The sequence below is a fragment of the Pseudarthrobacter sp. KH_020_B genome (assembly GCF_057840185.1).
The window spans coordinates 4,457,141-4,472,583 of the sequence record NZ_CM174506.1 but is presented as its reverse complement, the minus strand read 5'-3'; the positions used below and the strand labels follow the sequence as shown (position 1 = coordinate 4,472,583).

At 65.6% G+C, this 15,443-nt stretch carries 15 protein-coding genes; 8 read left to right on the top strand and 7 right to left on the bottom strand.

Annotation, left to right across the window (positions count from 1 at the left end):
• Nucleotides 1-3: 3 nt before the first annotated feature.
• From AC3IT0_RS20960 to AC3IT0_RS20930, 7 genes are all read right to left on the bottom strand, one after another.
• Nucleotides 4-2,115: a chorismate-binding protein gene (locus tag AC3IT0_RS20960; protein WP_489321568.1), complete on the bottom strand. Its 2,112-nt coding sequence runs from the start codon at nt 2,113-2,115 to the stop codon at nt 4-6.
• Nucleotides 2,112-2,672 (bottom strand): low molecular weight protein-tyrosine-phosphatase, encoded by a 561-nt coding sequence (locus AC3IT0_RS20955; RefSeq protein WP_489321567.1) that lies wholly within the window; start codon nt 2,670-2,672, stop codon nt 2,112-2,114. Before AC3IT0_RS20955 ends, AC3IT0_RS20960 begins: the two co-directional genes overlap by 4 nt.
• Before the next feature lie 128 nt (nt 2,673-2,800).
• Nucleotides 2,801-3,742, bottom strand: coding sequence for a bile acid:sodium symporter family protein (locus AC3IT0_RS20950; RefSeq protein ID WP_489323859.1), 942 nt, complete (start codon nt 3,740-3,742; stop codon nt 2,801-2,803).
• 76 nt (nt 3,743-3,818) lie between these two features.
• Nucleotides 3,819-4,442, bottom strand: a complete 624-nt coding sequence (locus tag AC3IT0_RS20945; RefSeq protein WP_489321566.1) for a LysE family transporter — start codon at nt 4,440-4,442, stop codon at nt 3,819-3,821.
• 177 nt (nt 4,443-4,619) lie between these two features.
• Nucleotides 4,620-5,099, bottom strand: a complete 480-nt coding sequence (locus AC3IT0_RS20940; RefSeq protein WP_489321565.1) for a hypothetical protein — start codon at nt 5,097-5,099, stop codon at nt 4,620-4,622.
• A gap of 74 nt (nt 5,100-5,173) precedes the next feature.
• Nucleotides 5,174-5,995 carry a methyltransferase domain-containing protein gene (locus tag AC3IT0_RS20935; RefSeq protein WP_489321564.1) on the bottom strand — a complete coding sequence of 274 codons (822 nt, stop codon included), beginning with the start codon at nt 5,993-5,995 and terminating at the stop codon, nt 5,174-5,176.
• Between the two features lie 65 nt (nt 5,996-6,060).
• Nucleotides 6,061-6,990, bottom strand: coding sequence for an NAD-dependent epimerase/dehydratase family protein (locus AC3IT0_RS20930; RefSeq protein ID WP_489321563.1), 930 nt, complete (start codon nt 6,988-6,990; stop codon nt 6,061-6,063).
• Nucleotides 6,991-7,117: 127 nt separating this feature from the next.
• Here AC3IT0_RS20930 and AC3IT0_RS20925 point away from each other — a divergent pair, with 127 nt between their 5' ends.
• From AC3IT0_RS20925 to katG, 8 genes are all read left to right on the top strand, one after another.
• Nucleotides 7,118-7,849 carry a TetR/AcrR family transcriptional regulator gene (locus tag AC3IT0_RS20925; protein ID WP_489321562.1) on the top strand — a complete coding sequence of 244 codons (732 nt, stop codon included), beginning with the start codon at nt 7,118-7,120 and terminating at the stop codon, nt 7,847-7,849.
• Nucleotides 7,850-7,963: 114 nt separating this feature from the next.
• On the top strand, nt 7,964-8,188 hold the full coding sequence (locus AC3IT0_RS20920) for a hypothetical protein (RefSeq protein WP_489321561.1): 225 nt from the start codon (nt 7,964-7,966) through the stop codon (nt 8,186-8,188).
• Between the two features lie 222 nt (nt 8,189-8,410).
• Nucleotides 8,411-10,291 (top strand): molecular chaperone DnaK, encoded by a 1,881-nt coding sequence (dnaK, locus tag AC3IT0_RS20915; protein WP_489321560.1) that lies wholly within the window; start codon nt 8,411-8,413, stop codon nt 10,289-10,291.
• 2 nt (nt 10,292-10,293) lie between these two features.
• Nucleotides 10,294-10,965, top strand: coding sequence for a nucleotide exchange factor GrpE (locus AC3IT0_RS20910; RefSeq protein WP_489321559.1), 672 nt, complete (start codon nt 10,294-10,296; stop codon nt 10,963-10,965).
• 95 nt (nt 10,966-11,060) lie between these two features.
• Nucleotides 11,061-12,035 (top strand): DnaJ C-terminal domain-containing protein, encoded by a 975-nt coding sequence (locus AC3IT0_RS20905; protein WP_489321558.1) that lies wholly within the window; start codon nt 11,061-11,063, stop codon nt 12,033-12,035.
• A 15-nt stretch (nt 12,036-12,050) separates the two neighbouring features.
• On the top strand, nt 12,051-12,476 hold the full coding sequence (locus AC3IT0_RS20900; protein ID WP_489321557.1) for a heat shock protein transcriptional repressor HspR: 426 nt from the start codon (nt 12,051-12,053) through the stop codon (nt 12,474-12,476).
• Between the two features lie 116 nt (nt 12,477-12,592).
• Nucleotides 12,593-12,964, top strand: coding sequence for a hypothetical protein (locus tag AC3IT0_RS20895; RefSeq protein ID WP_489323858.1), 372 nt, complete (start codon nt 12,593-12,595; stop codon nt 12,962-12,964).
• A 153-nt stretch (nt 12,965-13,117) separates the two neighbouring features.
• On the top strand, nt 13,118-15,412 hold the full coding sequence (katG, locus tag AC3IT0_RS20890) for a catalase/peroxidase HPI (protein WP_489321556.1): 2,295 nt from the start codon (nt 13,118-13,120) through the stop codon (nt 15,410-15,412).
• Nucleotides 15,413-15,443: the final 31 nt, after the last annotated feature.

The window sequence follows — 15,443 nt, the reverse complement described above, 5'->3', positions numbered from 1 at the left end:
GGGTCAGGCGGTGGGGAACTCCGCACCCAGCGCGGAAAGCACACCGTGCGCCTTCACACGGATTTCGTCGTACTCCTCGTCAGGCACCGAGTCGGCAGTGATGGCGCCGCCGACGCCGAGGGTGAGTTCCGCCGTCGACGGTTGTCCGCTGCCGTCCCCGGCGTCCGCCGTGGTTACCAGCGTGCGGATCGCCACCGCCAGGTCCGTGGCCCCGTTGAGGGAAAAGTAGCCGATCGCGCCCGAATACAGGCCGCGCGGGCCCTCCTCCAGCCGGTCCAGGATGGCCATCGTGCTGATTTTCGGTGCGCCGGTCATGGAACCGGCCGGGAAACATGCGGCCACCGCCTCGGCCCGCGGCGAGCCGGGCAGGAGCCGCGCGTCGATGGTGCTGACCATCTGGTGCACCGTGGCGTAGCTTTCGATCTCGCACAGCCTGCTGACCGTCACCGATCCGGGCTCCGCGAAGTGGCTGAGGTCGTTCCGCAGCAGGTCCACAATCATGATGTTTTCCGCGCGGTCCTTCAGCGAGGTCGCCAGGTCCTCCCGAAGCCGCCTGTCACGCTCCGGATCAGAACCCCTGCGGCGGGTGCCCTTGATCGGTTCGGCGCGCATGCCGCCGTCGGACGTTATCCTCAGGAATCTCTCCGGCGACGTGCTGGCCACAGTCAGCCCGCCGAACCGCAGGTAGCTGGCGAACGGCGCGGGATTCTTCCGCCGCAGCGCGAGATACGTGGGCCATGGGGCGGCCTCGGCGGCGGGCAGCCGGGCCGTGAGCGTGGTGGTCAGGCACACCTCGTATGAGTTGCCCTCACGGATTTCGTGCTGGGCGGCCGCGATTTTCTGTTTGTAGGACAGTTCCGTGTCGCGGCTGCCGAACGCGGGCCCAACGGGACGTACGACGCCGTTGCTGCCGCCGGCGTGGGTGGTTGGGGTTCCTGGGATGGGGGTGCCTGGGTTTTTTGGCGTGGCCTCGGCGACGGCGGCGCGCGCGTCGGTCAGCCAGCGGTCGGCGTCCGGCGCTTCCAGGGCAAGGAGCCAGGCCGTTCCTTCCACGTGGTCCAAAACGACGGCCCGGCCCGCGAAGATGAGGGCCGCGTCGGGAGTAGGCGCCGCCACGTCGGTTCCGCCGGTTTCGCGCTTGAGCTCATAGCCCAGGCAGCCCAGCCAGCCCAGGGTGAAGTCGCCCGGGTAGCCCTCCGGCGTGCGGACCGCCCGGCGTCCCCAGACGGTGTCCAGCCAGCGGAAGAACGGTCCTGGCACGCGCGCCGTGGCGGAGCCTGCCGTGATGACACTTTCGCCCGACCGGTGCGTCACCGCCTGGCCGTACGTCCCGCCGTCGTCCGCGAGGATGCTGAAGCGGCTGCGCTCGGTGGCGGGCGACGGCTCCGTGGCGGGCGACGGCTCCGGGGGTGCGTTGGAGGAGTCCAGCCAGACGGCGTTCGCGGAGCCGCCGTAGAGGTTTTCGAAGAGGGCGGCGGCGTCAGGCCTGGCGTCCAGCCGTTCGGCCCGCAGCCTGAGGCCGCGGCGGGCGGCAAGCTCGGGACCAAGCGCCGGTCCGAGGGCGGGCAGGTACGCGAGGGCCTGCATAACGTCGGCGGTGGCGGAACCGTCGGCATTGTTGAGGACGCGGATGTCGGCTTCGTGGGGGACGTCGTCGGCGGCGAGCCAGGCTTCCTCCTGCTCGGCCCACTGGTCCCAAAACGGCTCATACGTGCCGCCGTCGCGGTCCAAGGCCCGCTTCCGGCGGGTGTCGTCCGGCGAGTCGGCCCAGATGACAGCGCTCAGCAGGGGCCGGGCGTCCGCAGCCGCCGCCCCCACTCCCTCAATGATCACGATCTCGGCGGGCAGCGTGACCCGGGTGTCGCCGTCGTAATGCCTGTCCCAGTCCCAGCTGGTCCAAGTGGCGGGCTCGGCGCGGCTCAACGGCGTGAGAACGGTGGAAACGTAGCGCTCGATGCCCGCGGTGAGGCCATTCCAGCCCGGGTAGATGTCCTCAAGGTGGAAGAGCGCGACTTTGTGATGGTTCCGCAGCTGGGCGGCAAGTTCGATGGCCAGAGTGGTTTTCCCTGCGCCGGATCGCCCGTCAATGGCGATGATCACAGGTGCGGGGGTCATGAAATAGAGCGTACCTGCTGCCGCATCAGCTGCTGTCGCGGCGCCGCCTGGCCGAGGATCGTGCGGACGTGCGCGACGATGCCGGGCACAGCGCCGCGGATCTGTTCCCAGGCGGCGTCAAAATCGGCATGGCCTCCGTACCAGGGATCCTCGATGCCCTGATCCAGGAGGTCGCTGCCGACGACAGCGCGGTCGAAGCTGCGGAGCATCCGGACCTTGTTCATGGAGTGCGCGTCCGGCGCGGCGTCGCGCAGCCAGGCGTAGTGGTCAACGTCCAGTGCCAGGATGAGATCGCGCTCGCAGAACCACGCCGCCTGCCAGACGCGGGCGATATGGTGCTCTGAGCTCAGGTGCGTTGCGGCAAGCCGGCGGGCGGCGCGCGGATCGATGGGCCGCCCTGCCTCATAGCCGGTAGTTCCCGCCGAATCCACTGTCACATCAGAGCCCAGCCCTGCGGCCTGGAAGGCCGCAGCCAGCATCATCTCGGCCATCGGAGACCGGCAAATATTTCCCGTGCACACAGCGATGATCCGGTATGGGCTCGACGATGAGTTCATGGAGCTAAGCATGCGGGACCGGGGGCATTCTTGGCCAGCCGAAATTCACATGACGTGACAGGCCCGTAAGAAAATTGACCAGCCCAGTCAAGAATGAGGTCCGTGCGGCTGCCTTCAATGGTGCCCCGCTAGGCGTCACGCAGCGTTCGCCGCGCCAGCCATGCTTCCACAATCGCGCCGGAGATGTTGTGCCAGAGCGAGAAAACGGCGGACGGCAGTGCGGCCAGCGGGGTGAAGTGGGCGGTGGCCAGCGTGGCGGCCAAGCCGGAGTTCTGCATGCCCACTTCGAAGGCGAGGGCCCTGCGTGCTTTATCGTCCAGCCGGCCCAGCTTGCCGGCCAGGTAGCCCAGGCCCAGGCCGAAGCCGTTGTGGAGGACCACCGCGAGGAACACAATGCCGCCCGCGGCCAGGATCTTGGAGGCGCTGCCCGCCACAACAATCGCAACAATGAAGGAAATTACGACGGCGGATGCCCAGGGCAGTGTGGGCAGCAGCTTGGCGATGAGGTTCTTGAAGAACAGCCGTGCCAGCAGCCCGGCGATGACGGGCAGGAGCACCGTCTTGACGATGTCCAGGACCATGCTCCCGGCGTCGATTTCCAGGAACGATCCGGCCAGGAATAGGACCAGCAGCGGCGTAACCACGGGTGCGATCAGGGTGGATACCGAGGCGACGGCTACGGAGAGGGCCACCTCCCCCTTGGCTAGGAAGGCCATAACGTTCGAGGCGGTGCCGGATGGTGCGCAGCCCACCAGGATCAGGCCCACGGCAAGCTCCGGCGGAAGCTGGAGCACCACGGCAATGAGCCAGCCCGCGCCGGGCATGATCACATAGTGCGCCACGATGCCCAGGACCACTGCCCACGGGCGTTTCGCGACTGAAGCAAAATCCGGCGGGGTGAGGGTCAGGCCCATGCAGAACATGATGATGCCCAGCAGGTAGGGGACGCTGGGCCCCAGCGGCTGGAACGCTGCCGGCATAAGGAATCCGGCGACGCCTGCCAGGACCACCAGCGCAGGGAAGATCGTGACGGCAAGCCGCGCGATTTTCGTGGCATTGATGTCCGGCAGGTGGCCACTTCATGACCACGCTCCGGGCAAAAATGTCAGACATCTGCGGCCGGAAGGCTTGCCAGTGGATCCAGGCCTAGTGGATCAATGCGAGGAGGATGCCTACCGCCACAAAGAGCACGCCGAAGATCCGGCTAAGGATGTTCTGGCCACGGGCGTTGTGCGTGAACCGCTGGAAGGATTTGGCGGCAAAGGCGAAGAAGAACCACATGACCAGGATGTCGATCACCACCACGGTGGCTGTGAGCACAAGATACTGCGGCAGGAGCGGCTGTTCCGGGCGGATGAACTGTGGCATAAACGCGAGGAAGAAAACGATGGCCTTCGGATTGAGCAGGTTGACCCAGAGGCCGCGCCGGAACATTGACCAGGCGGGCTCGTTCCGGAGAGCGGCGGCCTGTTCCTGGTCCAGTTCCGGTTTGCTCAGGAACTGACGTATGCCCAAATACACCAGGTAAGCGGCTCCGGCGTAACGGATCACATTGAAGGCCACAGGGGAGCTTGCCACCAGCACGCCGACGCCCAGCGCCACGATCACCACGTGGACAACCAGGGCTGCCTGCTGGCCAAGGATCCCCCAGATGGAGCGGCGGAATCCGGACGTCAGCGAGTTGCTCATGGTGTTGATGGCACCGGCGCCCGGCGTGAAACTGATCAGGACGCCGGCGCCCGCGAGGGCGAGCCAAAGGGAGAATTGCACCCGACAAGTTTAGGGCCTGTTCACCACAGGGTGGACGCGGGCTCAAAGGACTGGAGATCCTCATCGGCGGTCACCAACGTCAGCCCCACCACCAGCGGTGCTGGAATGGCTACGTGGCGTCTGGAAGCCAACAAGTACTTTAGTTTGCAGATCAGCCTCTCCTTGAAACTAAAGGTCTTATTGAGTTTCGGGCTCATTGTCACATTTGCCGTACTTCGAATGCACCCAGTGGGACATGGTGGGTGGGAGATCCGCGCTGAGTCCGTACTGGTCGAAGTACGAGTGTGGCCCGTCAGACATATATCCGGTTTCGTCCAGGCCAAAATGCCCGATCATTCGGAGCCCGCGCTGAGCCGCAGTTGCTTTCAACGTTTTGGCCTCGCGGAGGATCGGAGACTCGGAGTAGTAGTCGCCTTCAGGCCAGATTCCTGCATGAGCAATGGCAAAATATCTGGTCCAGTCGAGGTCCATCCAGTCCAGGATCGCCTCGTGATGAGGCATCAATGATCCTGCAAACTCGTCACTGACGACCTTGATGCCGTCCAGCTGCATGTCGGCATCGAGGCCGATCACCACAAGTTTGGGGAGGACCCTTCCCTCCTGAACAATGAGCGGGCGGACAAGGATCTGGAGGTCAAAGCCTGCTTGAATGATCATGGTTCGAGGCTATTTGCGGCTACCAGCCGCCGGAACAGGGCAACTGCCGTATGTGGACAACGGCAGGCACGCATTTAAGCCCGGGCGATGACCTCACCGTTCGGGATCAGGAACCAGCCGTCGTCGGTGGATCCCCAGCGGTGCCAGCCAGCCGAAATCCGGGCCAGGTCCGCCGGGTTCGCGAAGCCGTATTCGAGGGCCTGCTCCGCGAAGGCCGAATGCAGCACGCGTTCTCCCCAAACCCGGGCCTGCCACCTCCGCTGTTGACCGGTGGCGTACAGCCAGTTGCTGCTGGTGGGCGCCACATCCCCGAAGCCGGCGGACTGCACCCAGGACACGAGCCGTCGGCCGGCATCGGGCTCCGCCCCATTGCGTCGGGCGATCCGCTGGTACAGGTCCATCCACTCGTCCAGCTCAGGGATGGCGGGGTACCAGCTCATGCCATGGAAATCGGCGTCGCGCACTGCCACGATGCCGCCGGGCTTGGCCACCCGGCGCATCTCGCGCAACGCCTCCACCGGGTCGGTCAGGTGCTGGAGCACCTGGTGGGCATGGACGACGTCGAACGTTTCGTCCTCGAAGTCGAGGTCATAGATGTTGCCGGCAAGGAACTCCACATTGGCGACGCCGCGCTCGGCGGCCAGTGCCGTGGCCTGGGCGATGATGTCCGGTGACCGGTCCAGGCCGGTGACCTTTCCGGGCGACACCAGCCCCGCGAAATCGCAGGTGATACTCCCAGGGCCGCAGCCGACGTCGAGCACTGAAACCCCGGTCGTGAGGTGGGGAATCACGAAGGCCGCGGAGTTCTCCGCGGTCCTGGAGGCGTGGGCGCGGACCACCGACTCGTGGTGGCCGTGCGTGTACACATCGTCGGCGTCAGGCTGCTGCGAACTCATAATGAAACGCTACCCCTCCGCGGTGAAAAACAGGGGGAACCCTACTTGGGTGGGCCGCCGGAGCCTCACCCCTGCGCGCGCCACCAGCGCACCGTGGCCGCCGCCGCCTCGGGCAGCGGTGTTGCGCGGAGCCCAAGCGCGGCCTCGCTGGCGGCCGAGTCCATCACGAACGGCGCCTCGAACTGGTAGAGCAGTTCCGCAAGTTCCCGCATGTCCTTCGAGAACGCCCCCATGGCCCGGAGCGCCCAGCCCGGTATGGCCCCCACCTTCGGCGCCGCCACCCCTGCGGCCTCGGTGAACGCCGTTGCCAGCTGTCTCTGTGTAAACGCCGGACCAGTGGGGGCGTGCCACACGTTGTTCCACAGCGGCGGCGTCCCCGCTGCATGGATCATTGCCGCCGCCAGATCGGGTACATAGGTGAATGAATGGGGCTGATCGGCGCTCCCGATGACCAGGAGTTTCTTGCCGGCCAATACGGTGGGGACCATGCGCTCGCCTGCATGCGAGGTTCGCACCCGAGGGCCAAAGAAGTCACCGGCCACCACGCTGACAGTGTTGGTCACAGAGGCGTCCCGCGCCGTGAGCAGCGCGGTCCGGACGCCGCGCTTGCCGCCGGTGGCAGTCCGCGGACCCGCCTCTGCCATGGTGCGCCCGGGCTCGCTGTACGAATAGAGGCTTTCGGGGAAGACGACGACGGCGCCCGCCTCGCCTGCCGCGGCCAGCACCGTGCGTTCGGCTAGGGGAAGTTCCGCTTGCCAGGCGTCCGCGGTGTAGGAGGAGCCGTGGATGCAGTGGAAGACGGCGGTGGCGCCCGCGAAGGCATCCCGTACCTGGGCGGCGTCCCGGGCGTCTGCCCTGACCCGTTCCACCAACGGATGCTCGGGGCCGCTGCCGGAACGGGTGAGGATCCTGACGGTTTTCCCCTGCTTGGCGAGCTGTTCTGCGACCGTCCAGCCCACAGGCCCCGCGCCCGTTACTACGTATACATCGTTCATGACTTCCCCTTAGGGTTTTCGTTATTGAGAGCACCGCTCTCCCAATAGCGTGCCCCTTCGGCCGGCAGCTGTCAAGAGCGGTGCTCTCAATTGTTGACACTGCTCTGCTTTGTGCGATGCTGGACCAATGAATGACCCTGCCGCGGCCGCGGAAACTATCCTTCGGACGCCGCGGGAGCGCGCCCGGGCCCAGACCGTTGCCGACATCGTCAGGCTGGGCAGAGAGCACCTGGCAACGCATGGCGCGGCAGCCCTGTCCCTCCGCGCCGTGGCAAGGGATCTTGGCGTGGTCTCCTCCGCGGTCTACCGCTACGTGGCCAGCCGCGACGAGCTCCTCACGCTGCTTCTGGTGGACGCCTACAGCGAACTCGGCGATGCCGTGGATGCAGCCGTAAACGCATTGCCGGAGCGCGACTTCGACGGCAGGTTCAAGGCGCTCGGCCGGGCGGTCCGGACCTGGGCACTACGGGAGCCGGCGCGCTACGGTCTCCTTTTTGGCAGTCCGGTCCCCGGCTACCGGGCCCCCGCTGGCCAGACCACAACCCCGGGAACCCGGGTGATCTACCGCCTGATCGGCATTCTCGACGGCGCCTACCGGGCAGGTGCGCTGACCGCGACGGCGCGCACCGCCGTCGTACCTTCTGCCTTGTCCGCCGATCTGGAAGCGATCCGCAGCGAACTCGGACTCGCCATGCCGGATGAGCTCCAAGCGAACGGTGCACTCGTGTGGACGTCGCTCTTCGGGGCCGTGAGTTTTGAGGTTTTTGGCCAATACGGAGCGGACACGTTCCGTGCCCGGGACGAGCTCTTTGAACACCACCTCGCCGTCCTTGCAGGGGTGGCCGGGCTCGGTGCCTGACGCGGATCCGCAGAACGCCGCGGAGTCTGCCAGCACCCCTGTTTAGCCCGCCTCCGGCTGAGTAGACTCCAAATGCGCCCGGATGGACGCGGAACTCAAAGGAGGGATCACGTCATGACTGAGAACAGCGCACCTGAAGAAGAACGCCGCAAAGGCAGCACCGAACCCGGGCTGGAGGGTGAAGGCGGCCAGTATGAGGGAGGCGACTACGGCGAGGCCGGCGTGGGCGGCGCCGAGAACCAGTCCGAAGAAGGCGAATACCCGGACGGTGACTACGGCGATGCCGGTGCCGTGGGAACAGCCCGCGAGGTCGAAGTGGACGAGGACAAGAACTCGTAGCGGCCGTTCACGCACAGCGAACTATTGCCAGGGAAGCGGAATTCCCGCCTGAAACCCCCGGAATTCCAGGGGTTCGACTGAGGGTGCCGCTACCTAAAAATCCAAAGTTGAGCGTACTCCGCTCAACTTTGGATTGACATCGCTTGCGCCCCGAGTAAAGTTGAGTGCAGAACGCTCAACACGAGCGCCAGCAAGTTTCCAAGGAAAAGAAGGAAGCAACACATGTCACGTGCAGTAGGTATCGACCTCGGAACCACTAACTCCGTCGTCTCCGTTCTCGAAGGTGGCGAGCCCACCGTTATTGCCAACGCCGAGGGTGGCCGCACCACGCCGTCCGTCGTTGCATTCTCCAAAACCGGCGAAGTCCTGGTTGGCGAGATCGCCAAGCGCCAGGCCGTCAACAACATCGACCGCACCATCGCCTCCGTCAAGCGCCACATGGGCACCGACTGGGGTGTCGGTATTGACGACAAGAAGTACACCCCGCAGGAAATCTCCGCCCGTATCCTGATGAAGCTGAAGAACGACGCCGAGTCCTACCTGGGCGAAAAGGTCACCGACGCTGTTATCACAGTCCCGGCCTACTTCAACGACGCCGAGCGCCAGGCCACCAAGGAAGCCGGCGAAATCGCGGGACTCAAGGTCCTCCGCATTGTCAACGAGCCCACCGCGGCTGCACTGGCATACGGCCTGGACAAGGGCAAGGAAGACGAACTAATCCTGGTCTTCGACCTCGGCGGCGGAACGTTCGACGTCTCCCTCCTTGAGGTTGGCAAAGACGAAGACAACTTCTCCACCATCCAGGTCCGCTCCACCGCGGGCGAAAACCACCTCGGCGGCGACGACTGGGACCAGCGCGTTGTTGACTACCTGCTGAACCAGCTCAAGGTCAAGGGCATCGACCTGTCCAAGGACAAGATCGCCCTGCAGCGCCTCCGTGAAGCCTCTGAACAGGCCAAGAAGGAACTCTCTTCCTCCACCAGCACCAACGTCTCCCTCCAGTACCTGTCGGTCACCCCCGACGGTCCGGTCCACCTGGACGAGCAGCTGACCCGCGCCAAGTTCCAGGAACTCACCAAGGACCTGCTGGAGCGCACCAAGAAGCCGTTCCACGACGTCATCAAGGAAGCCGGCATCAAGCTTTCCGAGATCGACCACATCGTCCTCGTTGGCGGATCCACCCGTATGCCGGCTGTCTACGAGCTGGTCAAGGAACTGGCCGGCGGCAAGGAGCCGAACAAGGGCGTTAACCCGGATGAGGTTGTTGCCGTTGGCGCAGCACTCCAGGCCGGTGTTCTGAAGGGCGAGCGCAAGGACGTCCTGCTGATCGACGTCACCCCGCTGTCCCTGGGCATCGAAACCAAGGGTGGCGTGATGACGCACCTGATCGAGCGCAACACCGCAATCCCCACCAAGCGGTCCGAGACCTTCACCACCGCTGACGACAACCAGCCGTCCGTGGCCATCCAGGTCTTCCAGGGCGAGCGCGAGTTCACCCGGGACAACAAGCCGCTTGGCACGTTCGAGCTGACCGGCATCGCGCCGGCTCCGCGCGGCGTCCCGCAGGTCGAGGTCACGTTCGATATCGACGCCAACGGCATCGTCCACGTCTCCGCGAAGGACAAGGGCACCGGCAAGGAACAGTCCATGACCATCACCGGCGGCACCGCGCTCTCCAAGGAAGACATTGAGCGCATGGTTAAGGACGCCGAGGAGCACGCAGCCGAGGACAAGACCCGCCGCGAGGCGACCGACACCCGCAACACCGCAGAGCAGCTCGCGTACTCCGTGGACAAGCTGATCGCCGACAACTCCGACAAGCTGCCCGAAGAGGTCAAGACCGAGGTCCAGGCCGACGTCGACGCCCTCAAGAAGGCCCTCGAGGGCACAGATGACGCAGCCGTGAAGACCGCGTTCGAGAAGCTCCAGGCCTCGCAGTCGAAGCTCGGCGAAGCCATCTACGCCCACGCCGGTTCGCCGGACGGTGCCACCGGTGCCGCAGGTGCCGAAGGCGCCGCTGGTGGCGCTGCTGCCGGCGAGAAGGCGGCTGACGAGGACATCGTCGACGCCGAGATCATCGACGAAGACGAAGCGAAGAAGTAGCCATGCCGCACCACGGTAACGAGGAAGAGCACAACTCATCCGCGAGCCAGGAGCCGGTCATCCGGGACCACCGCAAGGTTGATCCGGTGACTGGGCAGGCACGGCACCCGAAGGGCGAGCAGCCCTCTGACGCGACGGCGGGCGGGTCCCCGGTTGGCAAGTCTGTTGACAGCGACGGCGATGCACTCGCCCAGGCCGAGGAAATCCTCAACGGCATAGAGGTGCCGGCCGAGGAATCGGTGGCACAGGGTGCAGGACACGCTGAAGCTGCAGAGCTGAAGAACGATCTCCTCCGCCTCCAGGCCGAATACGTCAACTACCGCAAGCGTGTTGAGCGCGACCGGGCCGTGGCAGGGGAGATGGCCGTCATCGGCGTCCTGAACTCCCTGCTGCCGGTACTGGACGACGTCGACGCTGCCCGCCAGCACGGTGACCTGACCGACGGCCCGTTCGCCGCGATTGCCACCAAGCTGGAGAACGCGCTGAAGACGTACGGCCTGGTCCGCATTGACGAGACCGGAGTGGAGTTCGATCCCACGATCCACGAGGCCCTCATCCAGCAGCCGGGCGAGGACGTCGAGGTTGACACGGTCAGCCAGGTGCTCCGCTCCGGCTACCGGTCAGGGGACCGCGTGCTCCGCGCAGCACAGGTTATCGTCGCAGTTCCTGCGTAGCATTTACCCCATCGAGATGGCAGTTCGCGGCAGTGATTCGCAAGAACATTGCCGCGAACTGCCATCTCGGCACAGAGATTTGAAAGGAAACGCCATTGGCTAGCCAGGATTGGGTGGACAAGGACTTTTACGCGATCCTTGGTATCGCCAAGGACGCTTCCGACGCCGACATCAAGAAGGCGTACCGGAAACTTGCCCGCCAGCACCACCCGGATACGAACTCGGGTGACGCTGCTTCGGAGAAGAAGTTCAAGGACATCTCCGAGGCCTATTCCGTGCTCTCGGATCCTGACGAGCGCCAGCAGTACGACGCCATCCGGGCCATGGGCGGCGGAGCGCGGTTCGCTCCCGGCGCTCGTACGGCCGGCGGCAACGGCGGGTTCGAGGACATGTTCGGCGGCCTGTTCACCGGCGGTGCGGGGCGCCAGCCCGGTGGATTCAACACGTCCGGCGGCATCCCGCCCGAGTTCGCCGACCTGTTCGGCGGCGGCTTCGGCGGCCAGACCGGATTCCAGCGCCCGCCGCAGAAGGGCGCCGACCGTACGGCGACCACCAGCATTTCCTTCTCCGGGTCCATCCGCGGCACCACCATCGGCCTGCGCGAACCCAGCGGTGACGTCATTGACGTACGCGTTCCCGCCGGCATCAAGGACGGCCAGAAAGTGCGCGTCCGCGGTAAGGGCCAGCCAGGTCCCGCTGGCAACGGCGACCTCATGGTGGCCGTGTCCGTCAAACCCCACGAGTTGTACACGCGCGACGGCGACAACCTCCGCATCCATGTCCCGGTCACCTTCCCGGAAGCTGCTTTGGGCGCCGATATCCAGGTCCCCACCATCGACGGCGAAACCGTCAGGGTCCGCGTTCCGGCCGGTACGCCCTCAGGGCGCACACTCCGGGTCAAGGGCCATGGCGTGAAGACTGCCAAGGTGACCGGCGACCTCCTGGTGACCATCGACGTCGCGGTTCCGAAGAACCTGAACAAGGAAGCCGAAGCAGCCGTGAAGGCCTTTGCCGAAGCCACCGCCGACGCCGATGTCCGTGAAGGCCTGGCCGCCAAGGCCCGGCTCTAAGCAACGGAGCAGACCGTGGACATCAGCGCTGACCAGCCGATCTTCGTGATCTCCGTCGCGGCTGAACTGGCGGATATGCACCCGCAGACGCTCCGGCAGTATGACCGGCTGGGCATTGTTTCGCCCAGCCGGGCGCCCGGGAAGTCGCGCCGCTACTCGCAGCGGGACATCAACATGCTGCGCGAAGTCCAGCGGCTGTCCCACGAAGGCGTCTCGCTCGAAGGCATCAAAAGGATCCTTGAGCTTGAGAACCAGGTGGCCGCGCTGCAGCGCAGGGTGAGCGAGCTGACCGAGGAGCTGGGCCGCCGTCGTGATCCCCTTGATTCGCGGATCTTCGCGGCCGGTGCCGCCGGCGATGTGGTGAGCCTGGCCCGGGGCCAGCGCCCCCGGGCGCGGTCCCAAGCCGTGGTGGTCTGGCGGCCCAGGCCGCTGGGAAATTAGAGTACCCACTACTCGTGACCGGATCGCCCCCAATGGCTTGAATGGAACTTCAGCTAGGTCTCACAGCGCAGGTTCGAGCCTTTGGGGGTTTTCGCGTGTTTGGTTCTTCAGTCGTTATGTTCGCAGGGTCCAGTGTTGGGCTGATCCTGCTTGCCATCGGTCAGGCCGTCGTGGTGGTGTGCGTGTGCTTTGACATGGTGCGGGCGCTGTCCGTGCCAAGGTCGCACCGGCGCTACATTGCCAGCACGGTCTTCCGGACGCTGGCCATTCCCTCCATCATTGCCACCGGCATGAGCGTGCTGATCGACGCGCTGTCCTGGTCCTGGACAGACGTGTGTATGTCGATGTTCGTGCTCGTGGCGATTATTTTCCGGCTGCACCATGACAAGGATGAGGACAGCTGGTGGAAGGGCAAGGGCAAAAAACTTGCCCGCTGGGCCCGGCGGCAGTTCAGTACCGGGACACGCGTGTCGCCGGCCATGGGGTGAGCCGGGACGGGTTCGGGCCCGGCTTTTGATGCTCCGGGCAGAGGGACATTTTCCGCCCCGGGGCCTCTCCCGCGGCGTCCTCTTGTGGTCAAATAGGAGGGTTAGACCGGTTGCCCGAGTCCGACCGCGGCCTCGGCCTAGGGAAGGAAGCACATGACCGATCGTCAGGAACAATCCCCGGTCCCCAACCCCGGAAGCACCGCTACTCCGGATGGCAGGGCCGAGGGCGGGTTGCCCGTTGCCCCCGACAGCGCGACGGCACACGGCAGCGAGAGTGAAAACCCGGCGATCGACGCGCCGCAGCCGAAGGCGCACCGGCCGCGGACGGTCGCGGACTGGTGGCCAAACCAGCTGGACCTCTCCGTGCTCCACGCCCACCACCCGGCGGGCAATCCGCTTGGCCCCTCGTTCAGCTACCGCGAGGAATTCCAGAAGCTCGACGTCGAGGCACTCAAGCAGGACATCATCAAGGTCCTGACCACCTCCCAGGATTGGTGGCCCGCGGACTTCGGCCACTACGGCGGCCTCATGATCAGGTTGAGCTGGCACGCGGCCGGCACCTACCGCGTCCACGATGGCCGCGGCGGCGCCGGGGACGGCAGCCAGCGGTTCGCACCCCTCAACAGCTGGCCGGACAACGCCAACCTCGACAAGGCCCGGCGGCTGCTCTGGCCGGTGAAGCAGAAGTATGGCCAAAAACTTTCCTGGGCCGACCTGCTGGTCCTTGCGGGCAACGTGGCCCTCGAGTCGATGGGATTCAAGACCTTTGGCTTCGCCTTCGGCCGGGAGGACGTGTGGGAGCCCGAGGAGATTTTCTGGGGGCCCGAGGACACGTGGCTCGGCGACGAACGCTACACGGGCGAAGGCAAGATGGCGGATGACGTCGGCGCCACCGAAATGGGCCTGATCTACGTCAACCCCGAGGGGCCGATGGGCAATCCGGACCCAGCTGCAGCCGCAGCCTTCATCCGCGAAACCTTCAAGCGCATGGCGATGAACGATGAGGAGACCGTTGCACTGATCGCCGGCGGCCACACGTTCGGCAAGACCCACGGCGCCGGCAGCGCCGACGACCACGTCGGGCCCGAGCCGGAGGCCGGCGACCTCGAGGCGCAGGGCCTGGGCTGGCTCAGCACCTACGAGAGCGGCAAGGGGGCGGACACCATCACGTCCGGCCTCGAGGTCACCTGGACCGACAAGCCGACCCAGTGGAGCAACCGCTTCTTCGAGATCCTGTTCGCGCACGAGTGGGAGCTCGTCGAGAGCCCTGCCGGTGCCAAGCAATGGGTGGCCAAGGACGGCCCGAAGATCATCCCGGACGCGCACGATCCGGATAAGAAGCACCGGCCCACAATGCTCACCACGGACCTCTCGCTGCGCATCGACCCCACCTATGAGAAGATCTCGCGGCGCTTCCTGGAGAACCCGGACGAGTTCGCGCTCGCGTTCGCCAAGGCCTGGTACAAACTGCTGCACCGCGACATGGGACCCGTCGGCCCCCACCTGCTCGGACCGTGGATCCCTGCACCCCAGCTATGGCAGGACCCCATCCCTGCAGTCGACCACGAGCTGATCGATGAGCAGGCCATTGCCTCGCTCAAAGCACAGCTGCTGGACTCAGGCCTATCTGTCTCCCAGCTGGCCAGCACGGCCTGGGCCGCGGCGTCCACCTTCCGCAAAACGGACAAACGCGGCGGTGCTAACGGGGCACGGATCCGGCTGGAACCCCAGCGCGGGTGGGAGGTCAACGAGCCCGAAAAGTTGGCGGCTGCGCTGCAGGCGATCGAGACGGTGCAGCAGCAGTTCAACTCCGCCCAGACCAACGGCAAGAAGGTCTCGTTGGCAGACCTGATTGTCCTTGGCGGCTGCGCAGCCGTGGAGAAGGCCGCGAAGGATGCCGGGTTCGACGTGACCGTGCCGTTCCGGCCCGGCCGGGCCGATACATCCCAGGACCAGACCGACGTCGACTCCGTCCAGTACCTGCAGCCGCGGGCCGACGGGTTCCGCAACTACGTGCGCCCCGGCGAGAAGCTTCAGCCGGAGACCCTCCTGCTGGACAAGGCGTACCTGCTGGACCTTTCCGCGCCCGAAATGACAGCCCTCATCGGCGGCATGCGTGTCCTCGGCGCCAACGTCGGCGGTTCCAGCCACGGCGTCCTCACCGGCAAGCCCCAGGTCCTGACGAACGATTTCTTCGTCAACCTGCTCTCGCCGGGCACCCGGTGGAAGGCATCGGAGGGGGAGGAGGACGTCTACGAAATCAGGGACGTCACCACGGACGAACTGAAGTGGACCGCCACGCCGGTAGACCTGGTCTTCGGCTCCAATTCCCAGCTCCGTGCGCTGTCCGAGGTTTATGCGAGTGACGACGCCAGGGAGAAGTTCGTCAACGACTTCGTGGCTGCCTGGGCCAAGGTCATGGAGCTCGACCGCTTCGACCTGAGCTGAGCCGGGTTACCCAGTCCGGGCCGGCGGGATA

Coding starts and splice junctions, on each gene's coding strand:
- AC3IT0_RS20960 (WP_489321568.1), bottom strand. CDS start 2,115: ATGACCCCCGCACCTGTGATCATCGCCATTGACGGGCGATCCGGCGCA.
- AC3IT0_RS20955 (WP_489321567.1), bottom strand. CDS start 2,672: ATGAACTCATCGTCGAGCCCATACCGGATCATCGCTGTGTGCACGGGA.
- AC3IT0_RS20940 (WP_489321565.1), bottom strand. CDS start 5,099: ATGATCATTCAAGCAGGCTTTGACCTCCAGATCCTTGTCCGCCCGCTC.
- AC3IT0_RS20935 (WP_489321564.1), bottom strand. CDS start 5,995: ATGAGTTCGCAGCAGCCTGACGCCGACGATGTGTACACGCACGGCCAC.
- AC3IT0_RS20930 (WP_489321563.1), bottom strand. CDS start 6,990: ATGAACGATGTATACGTAGTAACGGGCGCGGGGCCTGTGGGCTGGACG.
- AC3IT0_RS20925 (WP_489321562.1), top strand. CDS start 7,118: ATGAATGACCCTGCCGCGGCCGCGGAAACTATCCTTCGGACGCCGCGG.
- AC3IT0_RS20920 (WP_489321561.1), top strand. CDS start 7,964: ATGACTGAGAACAGCGCACCTGAAGAAGAACGCCGCAAAGGCAGCACC.
- dnaK (WP_489321560.1), top strand. CDS start 8,411: ATGTCACGTGCAGTAGGTATCGACCTCGGAACCACTAACTCCGTCGTC.
- AC3IT0_RS20910 (WP_489321559.1), top strand. CDS start 10,294: ATGCCGCACCACGGTAACGAGGAAGAGCACAACTCATCCGCGAGCCAG.
- AC3IT0_RS20895 (WP_489323858.1), top strand. CDS start 12,593: ATGTTCGCAGGGTCCAGTGTTGGGCTGATCCTGCTTGCCATCGGTCAG.
- katG (WP_489321556.1), top strand. CDS start 13,118: ATGACCGATCGTCAGGAACAATCCCCGGTCCCCAACCCCGGAAGCACC.